Consider the following 13,216-nt stretch of genomic DNA (forward strand, 5'->3'; position numbering starts at 1 on the left):
GCGGCACGTGCAATTAAGCACATCGCATAGACCGCAGGCCGCCTGTTACAAGGGGCTGGCCGCAAAAGTGTCGCACTGGGCGATATCACCGCTGTCAAAGCCACGCTTGAACCAGCGCACACGCTGCTCGCTGCTGCCATGAGTGAAACTATCGGGCACCACAGCCCTTCCAGCAGAACGCTGCAGGGTATCGTCGCCAATCTTGGACGCCGCATTCAATGCAGTTTCCAGATCACCCGATTCCAGAATGTGGCGCGCCTTGTCGGCATGGCTGCCCCACACGCCAGCAAAGCAATCGGCCTGCAACTCCAGCCGTACCGACAGCGCATTGGATTTGCGCTCGGAAGCACCGCGCCGTGCCGCATCCACCTTGCCGGAAATGCCCAGCAGGTTTTGCACGTGATGGCCCACTTCATGGGCAATCACATAGGCCTCGGCAAACTCGCCCGGCGCCCCCAGCTGTTGGTTCAGCGTGCGGTAGAAGGCCAGGTCGATATACACCTTGCGATCTGCCGGGCAGTAAAACGGCCCCATGGCCGACTCACCGCGCCCACAAGCGGTGGGCGTGCTATTGCTGAACATCACCAGCTTGGGCCGCTCGTAATTGCCACCACGCTGCTGGAAAATCTGTCCCCACACGTCTTCGGTATCCGCCAGTACCACGCGCACCAGCTTGGCCTCGCGTTCTTCTTCGGCCGAATGCACTTTGGGCTGATGTGGCTGGGTTTGCACTTGCTGATGCCCACCACCAGTCAGAGCAGAAATCACCTGCAATGGATTGGCACCGAACACCAGCCAGGCCACCAAGCCAATGGCCACCGTACCCAGCCCGATACTGCCGCCACCCAGACTAAAACCGCCGGAAGAGCCACCGCCCTCCTCGTCACGCCTGTCCTCGACATTGTCACTTTCGCGATTGCCATCCCAACGCATGAAGCTCTCCTTGCAAAAATCAGACCGGCAGCCAGCCAGCCAGCAGCGCCTGCACCACCAGGGCAAAGGCAGCAGCAATGATGTCATCCAGCATCACACCGAAACCGCCATGCACACGCCGGTCGAACCAGCCGATCGGCCAGGGTTTTACAATATCAAACAGGCGGAACAAGACAAAGGCCAGCAGCCAGCCTGCCCAGCCTGCCGGAGCCCAGGCCAGCACCAGCAGCATGGCCACCACCTCGTCCCACACGATGCCGCCATAATCGTGCACGCCCAGCGCATCGCCGGTTTTCTGGCAGGCCCACACCCCCAGCACAAACAAGGGTAAGCACAGCAGGCTGAGCAGCAACGGCCCGGCACCGGCCGCCAGCAGCAGGAAAAACAGCGGGTAGGCCACGAGCGTACCCCAGGTACCTGGTGCCTTGCGCGCCAGCCCGCTACCAAAACCGAAAGCCAGCAAATGCGCCGGATGGCGCATGAGAAATGCCCAATCAGGGCGAAAGGCCGGAGCCTGCTTATGCGAAGTGGTCATAACCTGCCTTGTTAAGTGTAATGATTGCGCCCGCCTTATCCAGCAAGCGCGCACCGCTGCCGGCCACAACATGGCCAATGCGCGTCACCCGGCAGTCAGCCGTCCTGCCAGCCGCCTCGACAGCAGTACGGGCAGCAGCTGGTGCAGTAAAGCACAGCTCGTAATCATCACCACCGGCAGCCAGATAATCCAGCCAGCGCGCGCGCTCGGCTTCCAGCGGCGACAAGGAGGGGAGCGAGTCCGCCCAGATTTCCGCCGCCACACCGGAAGCCCTCAGGATATGCCCCAGGTCAGCCAACAGTCCGTCCGACACGTCAACCGCCGCATGCGCTACGCCCAGCAAGGCCTGCCCCAGTTCGAGACGCGGCAGCGGAAAATCCAGTTTGCACTGGCAAGCCGCCAGCACATCCTCGCTCATGTCCGCATCCGCCAGCTGCCCATTACGCAAGGCCACTGCGATGGCGCCAAGGCCCAGCTCACCGCTCACCCACACATCATCGCCCACTTGCGCAGCATCGCGGCGCAAGGCCTGGCCTTGCGGTGTTTCGCCCATGATGGTGATGGACAGCGTGAGCGGTCCGCGCGTGGTATCGCCACCGGCCAGGTCCACACCATATTGCTCGGCCAGCGCAAACAGGCCTCGACTGAAATCGCGCGCCCAGGCTTCGTCCAGCTGCGGCAGGGCCAGCGACAGAAAGGCCCAGCGCGGACGCGCCCCCATGGCAGCCATATCGGACAGATTGACCGCCAGCGTCTTGTGTCCCAAGGCTTGCGGGCTGACATCAGCAAAAAAATGCCGCCCCTCCACCAGCATGTCGACAGAAACATGCACATCCTGCCCCGGCGTGGGGCGCAGAATGGCGGCATCGTCACCCACACCCAGCACGGCGGACGCGGCCGGGCGGGTGAAGTACTGACGAATCAGGTCGAATTCGTTCATGTAGATAGATTCCGGATCTGGATGCAAAAACACCCGCCGTGGCGGGTGTCAGTTTACGTGCATGATTGGCGTCATCAGCCCTGACGGCGCGAACGCTGCGAGGCAACCTCATCGGCACGGACGTCAGCAGCCAGCTTGTCCAGCACGCCATTGACGAATTTGTGGCCGTCGGTGCCACCAAAGGTTTTGGTGATTTCGATGGCTTCGTTGATGATAACCGGGTAAGGGGTTTCCGGATGCTGGGTCAGTTCCAGCGCAGCCATCAGCAGCACGGCACGTTCCACCGGGCTGACTTCCTCTTCGTTGCGTTCGTAGTACGGGCGGATCTGGCCGGACAGCAGCGGCACATCCTTCAGTACACCGTACAGCACTGCGCGAAACAGGGTTTCATCCGCCTTGGCGAAGTATTCATTTTCGCGCAGGTGTTTTTCAATCAGCGAAGCCGGACGATCCGGATTCAATTCCCATTCATAGATGCCCTGAACGGCAAATTCGCGGGCACGGCGACGGGCGGTTTTCATATCGGTTTCCTAAAAAGAACAAGTGAGCGGCAACCCGCCAGGGTTCAACCGCGCAGCGTTTTGTGCAGATTGGCCATTTCCACCGCAACGCGGGCAGCGTCACGGCCTTTTTCCAGCATGCGTACTTCTGCCTGTTCGTCGTTCTCGGTGGTGAGGATGGCGTTGGCGATGGGAATGTCGAAGTCCAGACCGACACGGGTCACACCAGCACCGGATTCATTGGAAACCAGCTCGAAGTGGTAGGTTTCGCCGCGAATGATGGCACCTAGCGCCACCAGCGCGTCGAACTTGCCACTCTTGGCCATGGTTTGCAGCACCAGCGGCACTTCCAGAGCACCCGGCACGGTGGCCAGAGTAACGTCGGCAGCGGCAACGCCCAGCGTTTTCAGCTCGGCCAGGCAGGCATCACGCAAGCCATGGCAGACTTCCTCGGTAAAACGAGCCTGAACGATACCGACCTTGAGGCCTTGACCGTTGAAATCGGGGGCAATGCGCTGGATAGCTTCAAGCATGTGAGTCCTCACGGCAAAAATCAGATAAGGCAATCAGATAAGCCCCTGACAGCCGGGCTAGCGGCAGCATCAGGGGATGGTCATGACGGAAAACCGGTTATTTTAACCGATTTCGATATGAAAGTGTTCAGGCTGGCAAAATCCAGTGACTTCCAGATTGAAACCGGCCATCGACGGCACGTTCAGCGGGGGCGACATCAGCTTCATCTTGCCCACGCCCAGCGCCTTGAGCATTTGCGCGCCCACACCGAAAGTCTTGCCGTCCCAGGGCGAACGCTTCACATTCTGTCCCAGCGCACGCTGCAGCAGGTCCTCACCGGTTTCGTCGCGGTACAACAGGATGACCACACCCCTGCCAGCTTCGTCGATGGCTTCCAGCGCACCCGGCACCGTCCAGGAATGCGGACGTGAGGTCGGGTCCAGCACATCCATGATGGACAGCGGCTCGTGCACGCGCACCAGTGTTTCTTCAGCCTCATCCAGCTGACCTTTAACCAGCGCCAGATGGGTTTCGCGGGTGGTGACATCGCGGAATACATGCAGGTCAAACGCGCCAAACGGGGTTTCCACCGGACGCTGGCCGACTTCTTCCACCAGCGATTCGGTGCGGCTGCGGTAGTGGATGAGGTCGGCAATGGTGCCCACCTTCAGGCCATGCGTCTTGGCGAATTCCAGCAATTCCGGCATGCGTGCCATGGTGCCGTCGTCGTTCATGATTTCGCAAATCACCCCGGCTGGCTCCAGGCCAGCCAGCATCGGCAGGTCGCAGGCAGCTTCGGTATGGCCGGCGCGAATCAGCACGCCACCGTTTTGTGCCTTCAGCGGGAAAATATGGCCCGGCTGCACCAGATCGCTGGCCTTGGCATTGCGCGCCACGGCGGCCTGCACGGTCTTGGCGCGGTCGGCAGCGGAAATACCGGTGGTGACACCCTCGGCAGCTTCGATGGACACGGTGAAGTTGGTACCAAACGAGGTGCCGTTATTGGCGGCCATCATCGGCAGCTCCAGCAGCTTGCAGCGCTGCTCTGTCAGGGTAAGGCAGATCAGGCCACGGGCGTGCTTGGCCATGAAGTTGATGGCTTCCGGGGTGACAAACTCGGCCGCCATCACGATATCGCCTTCGTTTTCCCGATCTTCCGCATCAGCCAGCACCACCATCTTGCCTGCCTTGATATCGGCAATGATGTCCTGCACCGGAGAAATAACCATTTGCTGCATCCTTTTTATAGAGTGCGTGCCGCACGACGATTGCGCACGGGCGACAGAAAGCTGTTTGGCCGTAGCCCGGCGGTTGCGTCCTCACCCCGGCTCACGACCCTGCCTCTTGGCATATTTTGTTGAACATGGAGCCAATCGGTCCGGCATCAAGCCGCCGGAGCGAAATTTCATGGCAAAACCAGGGTTACACCGGTTGACGCTGCGCCAGCACCCGCTCCACGGTATCGACAATGGCCTGGGTTTGCGGGTCGATTTCGATATTGATGGCATCCCCCGACTGGCGGAACTGGATGATGGTGCGCTCCAGCGTTTCCGGAATCAGGTGCACGCAAAAGCGGTTGCCATCCACAGAACCAATGGTGAGGCTGCAACCGTCAATACCGATATAGCCCTTGGCAAACACATATTTGGTGAATTCTGCCGGCAGGCTGAACCATACCGTGCAGTTGTTCGGCGTACGGATGACTTCTTCCACCCGGGCCAGGCAAATGATGTGACCGGACATGGCATGGCCGCCGATTTCATCGCCAAATTTCGCCGCGCGCTCCACATTCACCCTGTCGCCCACTTGCAAAGCGCCCAGATTGGTCAGCCGCAGGGTTTCGGCCATCAGATCGAAGGCCACCAGGTCTTCATTCACTTCCGTTACCGTCAGGCAGCAACCGTTATGGGCAATGGAGGCACCCAGTTCGATGCCGCCGGTCAAGGCCTGCGGCAGCCGTACCACATGACGACGAAAATCCTGCTTTTCCTCGATGGCCACCACCTCGGCCATGCCCTGCACGATACCAGTAAACATGCCTGCTCCTGTTCTGTCCTGCCTGCCAGCCAATGCCGGCAGCGAAACCCTGATGATAACCAAATCACGCCGCGATGCCGACCCGCTTTCCTGTCATTGCCAGGCACCTGCAACAACAAGCAGTGCTATCTTGCTGATGTCAAAAAGAAAAACCACAGCAAACTATTTGCAGCGCCCGATGTTTTGTTGTGCGCAGCTATCCTGTAAAATCACCGCCTTCTCAAGATCAAGCCTGTTCCTAATCCATGTCCGCAGAATTGTCCCGTATTGCCGAGGAAGTGGCGCGCCGCCGCACCTTCGCCATCATTTCCCACCCTGACGCCGGTAAAACCACGCTCACCGAAAAACTGCTGCTGTTTTCAGGCGCCATCCAGATGGCCGGTACGGTAAAAGGCAAAAAGGGCGGCAAGTTTGCCACCTCGGACTGGATGGAAATCGAAAAGCAGCGCGGTATTTCGGTTGCCTCCTCGGTGATGCAGTTCGACTACCGCGATCACACCGTCAACCTGCTGGACACTCCGGGCCACCAGGACTTCTCCGAAGATACCTACCGCGTACTGACCGCCGTGGACAGCGCGCTGATGGTGATTGACGCCGCCAAGGGCGTGGAAGAGCAAACCATCAAGCTGCTGAATGTTTGCCGCCTGCGCAACACCCCCATCGTCACCTTCATGAACAAGTACGACCGTGAAGTGCGCGATTCGCTGGAGTTGCTGGACGAAGTGGAAAACGTGCTGAAGATCCGCTGCGCGCCCATCACCTGGCCTATCGGCATGGGCAAGACCTTCCGTGGTGTGTACAGCCTGCTGAACGACGAAGTCATCCTGTTTGAAGCCGGTAGCGAAAAGCTGATTACCGATATTGAAGTGATCAAGGGCATCGACAACCCGCGCCTGGACGAACTGTTTCCGCTGGAAATGGACAATCTGCGCATGGAAATCGAACTGGTCAAGGGTGCTTCCAATGAATGGAATCTGGAAGAATTCCTGGCCGGTGAACTCACCCCGGTGTTCTTCGGCTCGGCCATCAACAACTTTGGCGTGCGCGAAATTCTGGATGCACTGATCAACTGGGCGCCCGCTCCGCAAGACCGTGACGCCACCGTGCGCATGGTGAGCCCGACCGAAGGCAAGTTCTCCGGCTTCGTGTTCAAGATCCAGGCCAATATGGACCCCAAGCACCGCGATCGCATTGCCTTCTTGCGCGTGTGTTCCGGCCAGTTCGAGCGCGGCATGAAAATGAAACACCTGCGACTGAACCGCGAAATTGCCGCCTCCAGCGTGGTGACTTTCATGTCGCACGACCGCGAGATTGTGGAAGAAGCCTTTGCCGGTGACATCATCGGCATCCCCAACCACGGCAATATCCAGATTGGCGACAGCTTTTCTTCGGGCGAAGAACTGGCCTTTACCGGCATTCCCTTCTTCGCGCCGGAACTGTTCCGCTCGGTACGCATCAAGAACCCGCTGAAACTGAAGCAGCTGCAAAAGGGTCTGCAACAGCTGGGCGAGGAAGGTGCGGTACAGGTATTCAAGCCGCACAGCGGCGGCGACCTGATTCTGGGTGCCGTGGGCGTGCTGCAGTACGAGGTGGTGGCCAGCCGTCTGGCGGCAGAGTACAGCGTGGATGCGGTGTTCGAGTCGGCCAGCATCTGGTCGGCACGCTGGTTTACCTGCAACGATCGCAAGAAGCTGGACGAGTTCATCAAGGCCCTGCAAATGAATATTGCCACCGATGCCGGCGGCAACCTGGCTTATCTCGCGCCCAACCGCGTCAACCTGCAACTGACGCAGGAACGCTGGCCGGACATCGTGTTCCACGAAACCCGTGAACACGCCGTCAAGCTGAACGACTGAGCCTGACCGCGCCATGTCCGACCTGATCGACCTGCTGCGCCAGCTGCGCGCCGATTACAGCCACGAAATCGTGCGCTCGCTGATGCTGGTGGCGGTGCTGCTGCTGATCCGGCTGGTGGTCGGACATATCCTGTCCAGCAACGTCAACGTGCCGGTGGAAGAGCGCCGACGCTGGTCGGTCTCCACCCGCAATGTGCTGTTTATTTCCGGCCTGGCCGGGATTGGCCTGATCTGGGCGGAAGAGCTGCAAACCATCGCCGTCTCCATGCTGGCTTTTGCCGCCGCGCTGATTCTGGCCACCAAGGAGCTGATCCTGTGCGTGTCCGGCTTTGTGGTGCGCCATGCGTCCAACAGTTACAGCCTGGGAGATCATATCGAGGTGGGCAATATTCGCGGCCGGGTGGTGGATATCGGCCTCTTGTCCACCACGGTCATGGAGATCGGCCCGCAGCATAATGCCCATCAGATGACCGGCCGCGCCCTCACTTTTCCCAACAGCCTGCTGCTGTCGCAGGCTGTCATCCGGGAAAATTACATGGGCGACTATGTAATGCACATCATCAATGTGCCGGTTGGTTATCAGATTCCCCCTACCCGCGCCCAGCATCTGCTACTGGCTGCGGCAGAAGAACACTGTCACCAGCATGTGGAAGCCGCCAGGCTGCACATGGAGCGCATGGCCGAGCGTTATCTGGTGGACACCCCGTCGGTGGAGCCGCGTATCGGCATGCAGGCGGTGGACGAAAAGCGCTACCAGCTGATTCTGCGCATTGCCATTCCAGCCAAGGAGCGGCAACGCATCGAGCAGGCCATTCTTTATCAGTTCATGGCCGCCTGTTATCCCGATACGGCAGCGCCAACGCAGAGCGCAAGCGGGTCAAATAATTAGAGCTTAAACTCCAAACAGCAGTTATAATCCGCGCTTGCCCCATTGCTTCGGTGCCTCATGAGCAAACCCCGCATCAAGACCTACGACCGCATCATTCAGGAAAGCCTGAAACTGTTCAATGAACAGGGCGAGCGCAATATCACCACCAATCATATTGCTGCTCATCTGGGCATCAGCCCGGGCAATCTGTACTACCACTTCCGCAACAAGGAAGAAATCGTCTACCAGATCTTCCTGATGTACCGCGACTTCATCAACCAGCGTCTGGCCGTGCCGGAAGAGCGCGACATGACCGTGGCGGACCTGGTGAACTATCTGGACACTGCTTTCCTGGCCATGTGGCAGTTCCGCTTCATGTTCTACGACTTGCCGGGCATGCTCGCGCGCAGCCCGCAGTTGCAGTCGGAATACCACCAGTTCGTCAATACCGAACTCAAGGGCATCCTGGGTGAACATTTCCGCGAATTCATCCGTCTGGGCCTGCTCAAGATGGATGAGGAAGACATCGAGGCTGTCAGCATCAATATCTGGCTGGTGGTGAAATTCTGGTTTGCTTTCGAGCAGACTTCACGCCCCAAGTCGCCCATTACCGAGGCCTCCGGCCATCGCGGTGTACGTCAGGTGATGGCGCTGCTCAAGCCTTATGTGCAGCCGGACTTCATGGCTGCCTTCCAGCAACTGCAGGCACGCCACGCAGCCTGACTCAGTACCCGTCCAATGCGACAAGGCCGTTTCCGTATGGAAACGGCTTGGTTACATATCATCTCGCCAGTAAGTCTCAATCAAACTGACGACGAAACAGCAGCAAACCCGCCCCGAACACCAGCACACCAATACCGCTCATGCCCAGAATGGCGGGCTGCAAGTCTGCCAGTCCCTGCCCCTTCAGCAATATCCCGAAGGCAATGTCCAGGTAGTAATGCAAGGGCGAGGCAAACATCAGGCCACGCAGCCAGCCGGGCATGGCTTCCGGTGGTGTCCAGGCACCGGACAAAAACAGCATGGGTGCCAGAATCAGAATCGACAGCATGCCTGCCTGTGCCAGATTGCGCGCAATGGTGGCGGCAAACAGCCCCAGTCCGGCGGTGGTGAACACATACAGGCCCGACAGGGTAAAAAACAGCAGCAGGCTACCCTTCATCGGAATGGCAAACACCGGAATCAGCACCAGAAACAGGCTGAGCGCCACGCCGCACAGAATCACCCCAGTCATCGACACCACCTTGGGCAGCAAAATGCCAAGGGGGGATAGCGGCGATACAATCAACTGCTCTACCGTGCCACGCTCTTTCTCGCGCACCATGGCGGCCGCGGGCAACAGCACGGCAAACACGGTGGCGATGTTCAGCATTTCCGCTATCCCCATAAACCAGCTGTCTTCCTGATTAGGGTTGTACCAGACGCGAATATCGTTCTGCACTTGTGGCAGGCTGCGGGCGGCCTCAGCCCCCATGCCCAGCCGCTGCATGGCACTCTCCAGCCCGTACTGGCTGACAATCTGCTGCGCATGGCTGGTGGCGAGAAACCCCAGTACCGAGTTGGTGGTGTCCACCTGCATGGCCGGACTGGTGGGCCGGCCATTGGCCAGATCCCGACCAAACTGCGGCGGCACGGATAGCACCAGCATGGCACGGCCCTGATCCAGCGCAGCCAGGGCGGCAGCATCTTGCGACACCGTACCGTCGATACGAAAATACGGCTGCTGGAAGCGCGCCAGCAGCTCGCGCGACTGCGGGCTATGGTCCAGATCCTGCACCAGCGTGGCGGCATGGTTCAAGGACAAGGACACGCCGGAGGCGGCCAGAAATATATCCGCGGTAAAGGCATAGACGATAAAGGCCAGCAATACCCGGTCGCGCCCCAGCTGCTTCAGTTCTTTCATCAGCATGACGGCAAAGCGCCGCCACGCCAGTTGCCATTCTGCTTTCATATGTTCGGCCTCTTGCTGAACAACTGATAGCCGGCGGCAAACAGCAGGCAGGCATACACAGCCAGCACCGCCAGCGGTCGCCACAAGGACATCAGCCCCACCCCTTTAAGGAAGCAGCCCACCACAATATCGGTGTAATACATGGCCGGCATCAGTTGCGCCACCACATGCGCACCGGACCCCAGCGACACGATGGGAATGATCAGGCCGGAGTACAGCACCGCCGGAATCATGGTCACCACCATGGTGACAATCATCGCTGCCACCTGGGTGCGTACCAGTACCGACACCAACAAGCCAATGCCAGTGGTGCACAGCACATACACCAGCGTAGCGGGCAGGAAAAACAACAAGCTGCCCTTGAACGGCACCTGGTACAGCAACACCGCCAGCAACCACAGCAGCAAAATATTGACGCTGGAGATGGCCACATAAGGCGCCAGTTTGCCCACCAGAAACTCACCACGACTGACATTCGATGCATAGATATTGAAGATGGAGCCATTTTCTTTTTCCCGCACCACCCCCAGAGCGGTGAGGAAGGGCGGCGACAGCATCAGGATGACCATGATCAGTTTGGGAGCCAGTGACCAGATGCTGGACACGCTCTGGTTGTACAGATAGCGCGACTCCAGCGCGATAGGCGTCAACTGCGCCAGCGCCTCCTGCTGCGACAGCCCGCTGGCATGCGACACCGCCTGCGCCACCGCTGCAAGGCTGAAGGCGGCATTGATGGCCGCGACATAGCCCTTGGTGGTCATGGCTCGGCTGGGGAAGCTGCCATCCACCAGGGTCTGAATGGCCGCCGGACGGCCCTGGGCCAGCGTTTTGCCAAACTGTGGCGGAATCACCAACACCACCCGCACCGCGCCGGAACCAATCAGCTGTGCGGCATCGCGCTCATCCCCGGCATAGCCGCGAAACTGGAAATAGCGCGAATCGATAAAACGGTAGGCATAGTCGCGGCTGGCGGCGCTGCGGTCATGGTCCACCACGGCAAACGGTATGTTCTCCACGTCCAGCGACAGGCCATAGCCAAACAACAACATCAGCAAAGCCGGCACCACAAAGGCCAGGGTGAAGAACAGGCGGTCGCGTACGATTTCGCGCCACTCCTTGCTGGCAATTGCCAGCACCCGTTGCAGATTCATGGCTGCCCTCCCCCTTGGCTTTGTGCCTCCAGCTGGCTGACACGCTGTACAAAGACATCTTCCATGGCGATGGGGCGCGGCTGCGGCGGCCGCTCCACCCCCAGCGTGCGCAGCACTTGCTGCAGCCGCTCCACATCCGGCGTCAGCACATGCAAGGCACTGCCATAAGGCAACACATTGGCAAAACCGGCTGCCTGCAAGGGGGACACCAGGGCTGCGGCATGATCGGCATACACCCGGTACAGCTGGCCGGCCTCGGTCAGCACCTGCTGCTTCATCTGCTGCGGCGAGGCATCCGCCACCACCCGCCCGGCAAACATCAGCGCCAGATGATCGCAATGCTCGGCTTCACTCATGTAATGGGTGGTCACCAGCAAGGCCACACCATCCTGCCGCGACAGGCGGAACAGGATGTCCCAGAAGGCGCGCCGCCCCAAGGGGTCCACCCCGCTGGTGGGTTCGTCCAGAAACAGCACCCGGGGCTGATGCACCAGCGCGCAGCCCAAGGCCAGGCGCTGGCGCAGGCCCATGGGCAGGGCCGCTGCCAGCGCGTTTTCATGACCATGCAGGCCCGCCATGTCCAGAATCCATTGCAGGCGGACATCACGCGCCTTGCGATCCAGCCCGTAAATACCGGCATAGAGGCGGATGTTTTCCACCACGCTCAGATCCAGATACAGCGAAAAGGCCTGCGACATATAGCCAATGCGCGACTTGATCAGGGCACCGGCCTGTTGCATGTCTGCGCCCGCCACCCGACCGCTGCCACTGCTGGGCGGCAGGATGCCGGTCAGCATCTTGATGGCCGTGGTCTTGCCGGCACCGTTGGCACCCAACAGGCCGAAGATTTCCCCCTGGCGCACCTGAAAACTGACATCGCCCACTGCAACAAAATCGCCAAAGCGCTTGCCCAGCCCCTTGGCTTCAATGGCCAGTTCCCGGCCAGCCAGTTCGCTCCTTGTGTGCGCCAACAGGTCAACCGGCACCGTGGCAGCATTCTGCTTGCCGCCCAGCATGGCGACAAACACGTCTTCCAGCTCGGCATCCAGCACATCCAGCTGCTGGCACTCCAGCCCTTGCAGCACATCGACCACCTGCTGGCGGGCTGCAGGCTGATCAGCCTCAGGCACAAACAGTCGGATTTCCGGCCCCATGGCTTCGCACTGCGGCCAGCACACCGCCAGCCGCTGCATGGCGGTCAACTGCGGCTCTACCCGGCACTGCACGATCCAGCCCGGCGCTTGTTGCAGGATTTGCGCCGGGTTGCCTTCGGCCAGCTTGCGGCCCTGATGCAGCAGGCTCATGCGGGTAAAGCGGCTGGCCTCGTCCATATAGGCGGTGGACACCAGCGCCGTCAGGCCCTGCTCGGCAATCAGCCGGGCCAGAATGGCCCAGAAGTCGCGGCGCGATACCGGGTCTACCCCGGTGGTGGGCTCATCCAGAATGATCAGCTGCGGCGCATGAATCAGCGTGCATACCAGTCCCAGCTTCTGCTTCATGCCGCCGGACAGCTGTTTCATCGGGCGATGACGAAATGCCGCCAGCCGGGTAATGGCCAGCAATTGTTCCTTGCGTGCTGCGGCCTCGGCACGCGGCACCAGCCGCAGTCGGGCAAAGAAGTCGACATTCTCCTCGATGGACAGATCGCCATACAGGTTCTGCCCCAGGCCTTGCGGCATCAGGCCGATGCGCCCCTTGATGGCTTCGGCATGACGCTCGCTATCCAGTAACTGGCCAAACACCTCCAGCTGGCCATGCTCAAAGGACAACACCCCGGCCACGGCCTTCATCAGGCTGGATTTGCCCGCGCCGTCCGGGCCGATCAGCCCATACAGCTCGCCGCGGCGCACGTCGAGGTCCAGGCCTTGTACGGCCACCTGCGCGCCGTACTGCTTGCCAAAGCCACTGGCCTTGATGATGGTATCGCTCATG

General features: G+C 60.0%; 13 protein-coding genes. 3 read left to right on the forward strand and 10 right to left on the reverse strand.

What is annotated here, in order from left to right; translation table 11 throughout:
• Window positions 1-45: 45 nt before the first annotated feature.
• From HWX34_RS18705 to HWX34_RS18735, 7 genes are all read right to left on the reverse strand, one after another.
• A complete protein-coding gene (locus tag HWX34_RS18705) occupies window positions 46-933 on the reverse strand; it encodes a neutral zinc metallopeptidase (RefSeq protein ID WP_178973681.1) in 888 nt (295 codons plus the stop codon).
• 19 nt (window positions 934-952) lie between these two features.
• A complete protein-coding gene (locus HWX34_RS18710; protein WP_178973682.1) occupies window positions 953-1,468 on the reverse strand; it encodes a phosphatidylglycerophosphatase A in 516 nt (171 codons plus the stop codon).
• The gene (thiL, locus tag HWX34_RS18715) at window positions 1,452-2,408 is read right to left on the reverse strand and encodes a thiamine-phosphate kinase (RefSeq protein ID WP_178973683.1); all 957 of its coding nucleotides are present in this window, start codon (window positions 2,406-2,408) and stop codon (window positions 1,452-1,454) included. The genes HWX34_RS18710 and thiL overlap by 17 nt, the downstream gene beginning before the upstream one ends.
• 74 nt (window positions 2,409-2,482) lie before the next feature.
• Complete coding sequence (nusB, locus tag HWX34_RS18720) at window positions 2,483-2,929, reverse strand: transcription antitermination factor NusB (RefSeq protein ID WP_045844975.1); 447 nt, start codon at window positions 2,927-2,929, stop codon at window positions 2,483-2,485.
• 44 nt (window positions 2,930-2,973) lie between these two features.
• A complete protein-coding gene (gene ribH, locus HWX34_RS18725) occupies window positions 2,974-3,441 on the reverse strand; it encodes a 6,7-dimethyl-8-ribityllumazine synthase (protein WP_045844974.1) in 468 nt (155 codons plus the stop codon).
• A gap of 102 nt (window positions 3,442-3,543) precedes the next feature.
• Window positions 3,544-4,650 (reverse strand): bifunctional 3,4-dihydroxy-2-butanone-4-phosphate synthase/GTP cyclohydrolase II, encoded by a 1,107-nt coding sequence (gene ribBA, locus HWX34_RS18730; protein WP_178973684.1) that lies wholly within the window; start codon window positions 4,648-4,650, stop codon window positions 3,544-3,546.
• Between the two features lie 193 nt (window positions 4,651-4,843).
• The gene (locus HWX34_RS18735; protein ID WP_178973685.1) at window positions 4,844-5,458 is read right to left on the reverse strand and encodes a riboflavin synthase subunit alpha; all 615 of its coding nucleotides are present in this window, start codon (window positions 5,456-5,458) and stop codon (window positions 4,844-4,846) included.
• A 245-nt stretch (window positions 5,459-5,703) separates the two neighbouring features.
• Here HWX34_RS18735 and HWX34_RS18740 point away from each other — a divergent pair, with 245 nt between their 5' ends.
• From HWX34_RS18740 to HWX34_RS18750, 3 genes are read left to right on the forward strand one after another with little or no spacing between them, the layout of a single operon-like run.
• Window positions 5,704-7,314 (forward strand): peptide chain release factor 3, encoded by a 1,611-nt coding sequence (locus HWX34_RS18740; RefSeq protein WP_178973686.1) that lies wholly within the window; start codon window positions 5,704-5,706, stop codon window positions 7,312-7,314.
• A gap of 13 nt (window positions 7,315-7,327) precedes the next feature.
• Complete coding sequence (locus tag HWX34_RS18745; RefSeq protein ID WP_178973687.1) at window positions 7,328-8,203, forward strand: mechanosensitive ion channel domain-containing protein; 876 nt, start codon at window positions 7,328-7,330, stop codon at window positions 8,201-8,203.
• Window positions 8,204-8,260: 57 nt separating this feature from the next.
• Window positions 8,261-8,905, forward strand: a complete 645-nt coding sequence (locus HWX34_RS18750) for a TetR/AcrR family transcriptional regulator (RefSeq protein ID WP_178973688.1) — start codon at window positions 8,261-8,263, stop codon at window positions 8,903-8,905.
• A 76-nt stretch (window positions 8,906-8,981) separates the two neighbouring features.
• On the opposite strand, the gene HWX34_RS18755 is transcribed toward HWX34_RS18750, so the two are convergent.
• Genes HWX34_RS18755 through HWX34_RS18765 form a run of 3 tightly spaced genes read right to left on the reverse strand, consistent with a single transcriptional unit; the run spans window position 8,982 to window position 13,215 of the window.
• Window positions 8,982-10,133 (reverse strand): ABC transporter permease, encoded by a 1,152-nt coding sequence (locus HWX34_RS18755; RefSeq protein ID WP_178973689.1) that lies wholly within the window; start codon window positions 10,131-10,133, stop codon window positions 8,982-8,984.
• Window positions 10,130-11,284: an ABC transporter permease gene (locus HWX34_RS18760; protein WP_178973690.1), complete on the reverse strand. Its 1,155-nt coding sequence runs from the start codon at window positions 11,282-11,284 to the stop codon at window positions 10,130-10,132. Before HWX34_RS18760 ends, HWX34_RS18755 begins: the two co-directional genes overlap by 4 nt.
• The gene (locus HWX34_RS18765; RefSeq protein WP_178973691.1) at window positions 11,281-13,215 is read right to left on the reverse strand and encodes an ATP-binding cassette domain-containing protein; all 1,935 of its coding nucleotides are present in this window, start codon (window positions 13,213-13,215) and stop codon (window positions 11,281-11,283) included. Before HWX34_RS18765 ends, HWX34_RS18760 begins: the two co-directional genes overlap by 4 nt.
• Window position 13,216 lies beyond the last annotated feature (1 nt).

Source organism: Aquitalea sp. LB_tupeE (assembly GCF_013391415.1).
Lineage (GTDB): Bacteria > Pseudomonadota > Gammaproteobacteria > Burkholderiales > Chromobacteriaceae > Aquitalea.

Bases quoted from the DNA above. Each gene is read 5' to 3' on its own strand.
- HWX34_RS18705 (WP_178973681.1), bottom strand. From the start codon at position 933: ATGCGTTGGGATGGCAATCGCGAAAGTGACAATGTCGAGGACAGGCGT.
- HWX34_RS18710 (WP_178973682.1), bottom strand. From the start codon at position 1,468: ATGACCACTTCGCATAAGCAGGCTCCGGCCTTTCGCCCTGATTGGGCA.
- thiL (WP_178973683.1), bottom strand. From the start codon at position 2,408: ATGAACGAATTCGACCTGATTCGTCAGTACTTCACCCGCCCGGCCGCG.
- nusB (WP_045844975.1), bottom strand. From the start codon at position 2,929: ATGAAAACCGCCCGTCGCCGTGCCCGCGAATTTGCCGTTCAGGGCATC.
- ribH (WP_045844974.1), bottom strand. From the start codon at position 3,441: ATGCTTGAAGCTATCCAGCGCATTGCCCCCGATTTCAACGGTCAAGGC.
- ribBA (WP_178973684.1), bottom strand. From the start codon at position 4,650: ATGGTTATTTCTCCGGTGCAGGACATCATTGCCGATATCAAGGCAGGC.
- HWX34_RS18735 (WP_178973685.1), bottom strand. From the start codon at position 5,458: ATGTTTACTGGTATCGTGCAGGGCATGGCCGAGGTGGTGGCCATCGAG.
- HWX34_RS18740 (WP_178973686.1), top strand. From the start codon at position 5,704: ATGTCCGCAGAATTGTCCCGTATTGCCGAGGAAGTGGCGCGCCGCCGC.
- HWX34_RS18745 (WP_178973687.1), top strand. From the start codon at position 7,328: ATGTCCGACCTGATCGACCTGCTGCGCCAGCTGCGCGCCGATTACAGC.
- HWX34_RS18750 (WP_178973688.1), top strand. From the start codon at position 8,261: ATGAGCAAACCCCGCATCAAGACCTACGACCGCATCATTCAGGAAAGC.
- HWX34_RS18755 (WP_178973689.1), bottom strand. From the start codon at position 10,133: ATGAAAGCAGAATGGCAACTGGCGTGGCGGCGCTTTGCCGTCATGCTG.
- HWX34_RS18760 (WP_178973690.1), bottom strand. From the start codon at position 11,284: ATGAATCTGCAACGGGTGCTGGCAATTGCCAGCAAGGAGTGGCGCGAA.
- HWX34_RS18765 (WP_178973691.1), bottom strand. From the start codon at position 13,215: ATGAGCGATACCATCATCAAGGCCAGTGGCTTTGGCAAGCAGTACGGC.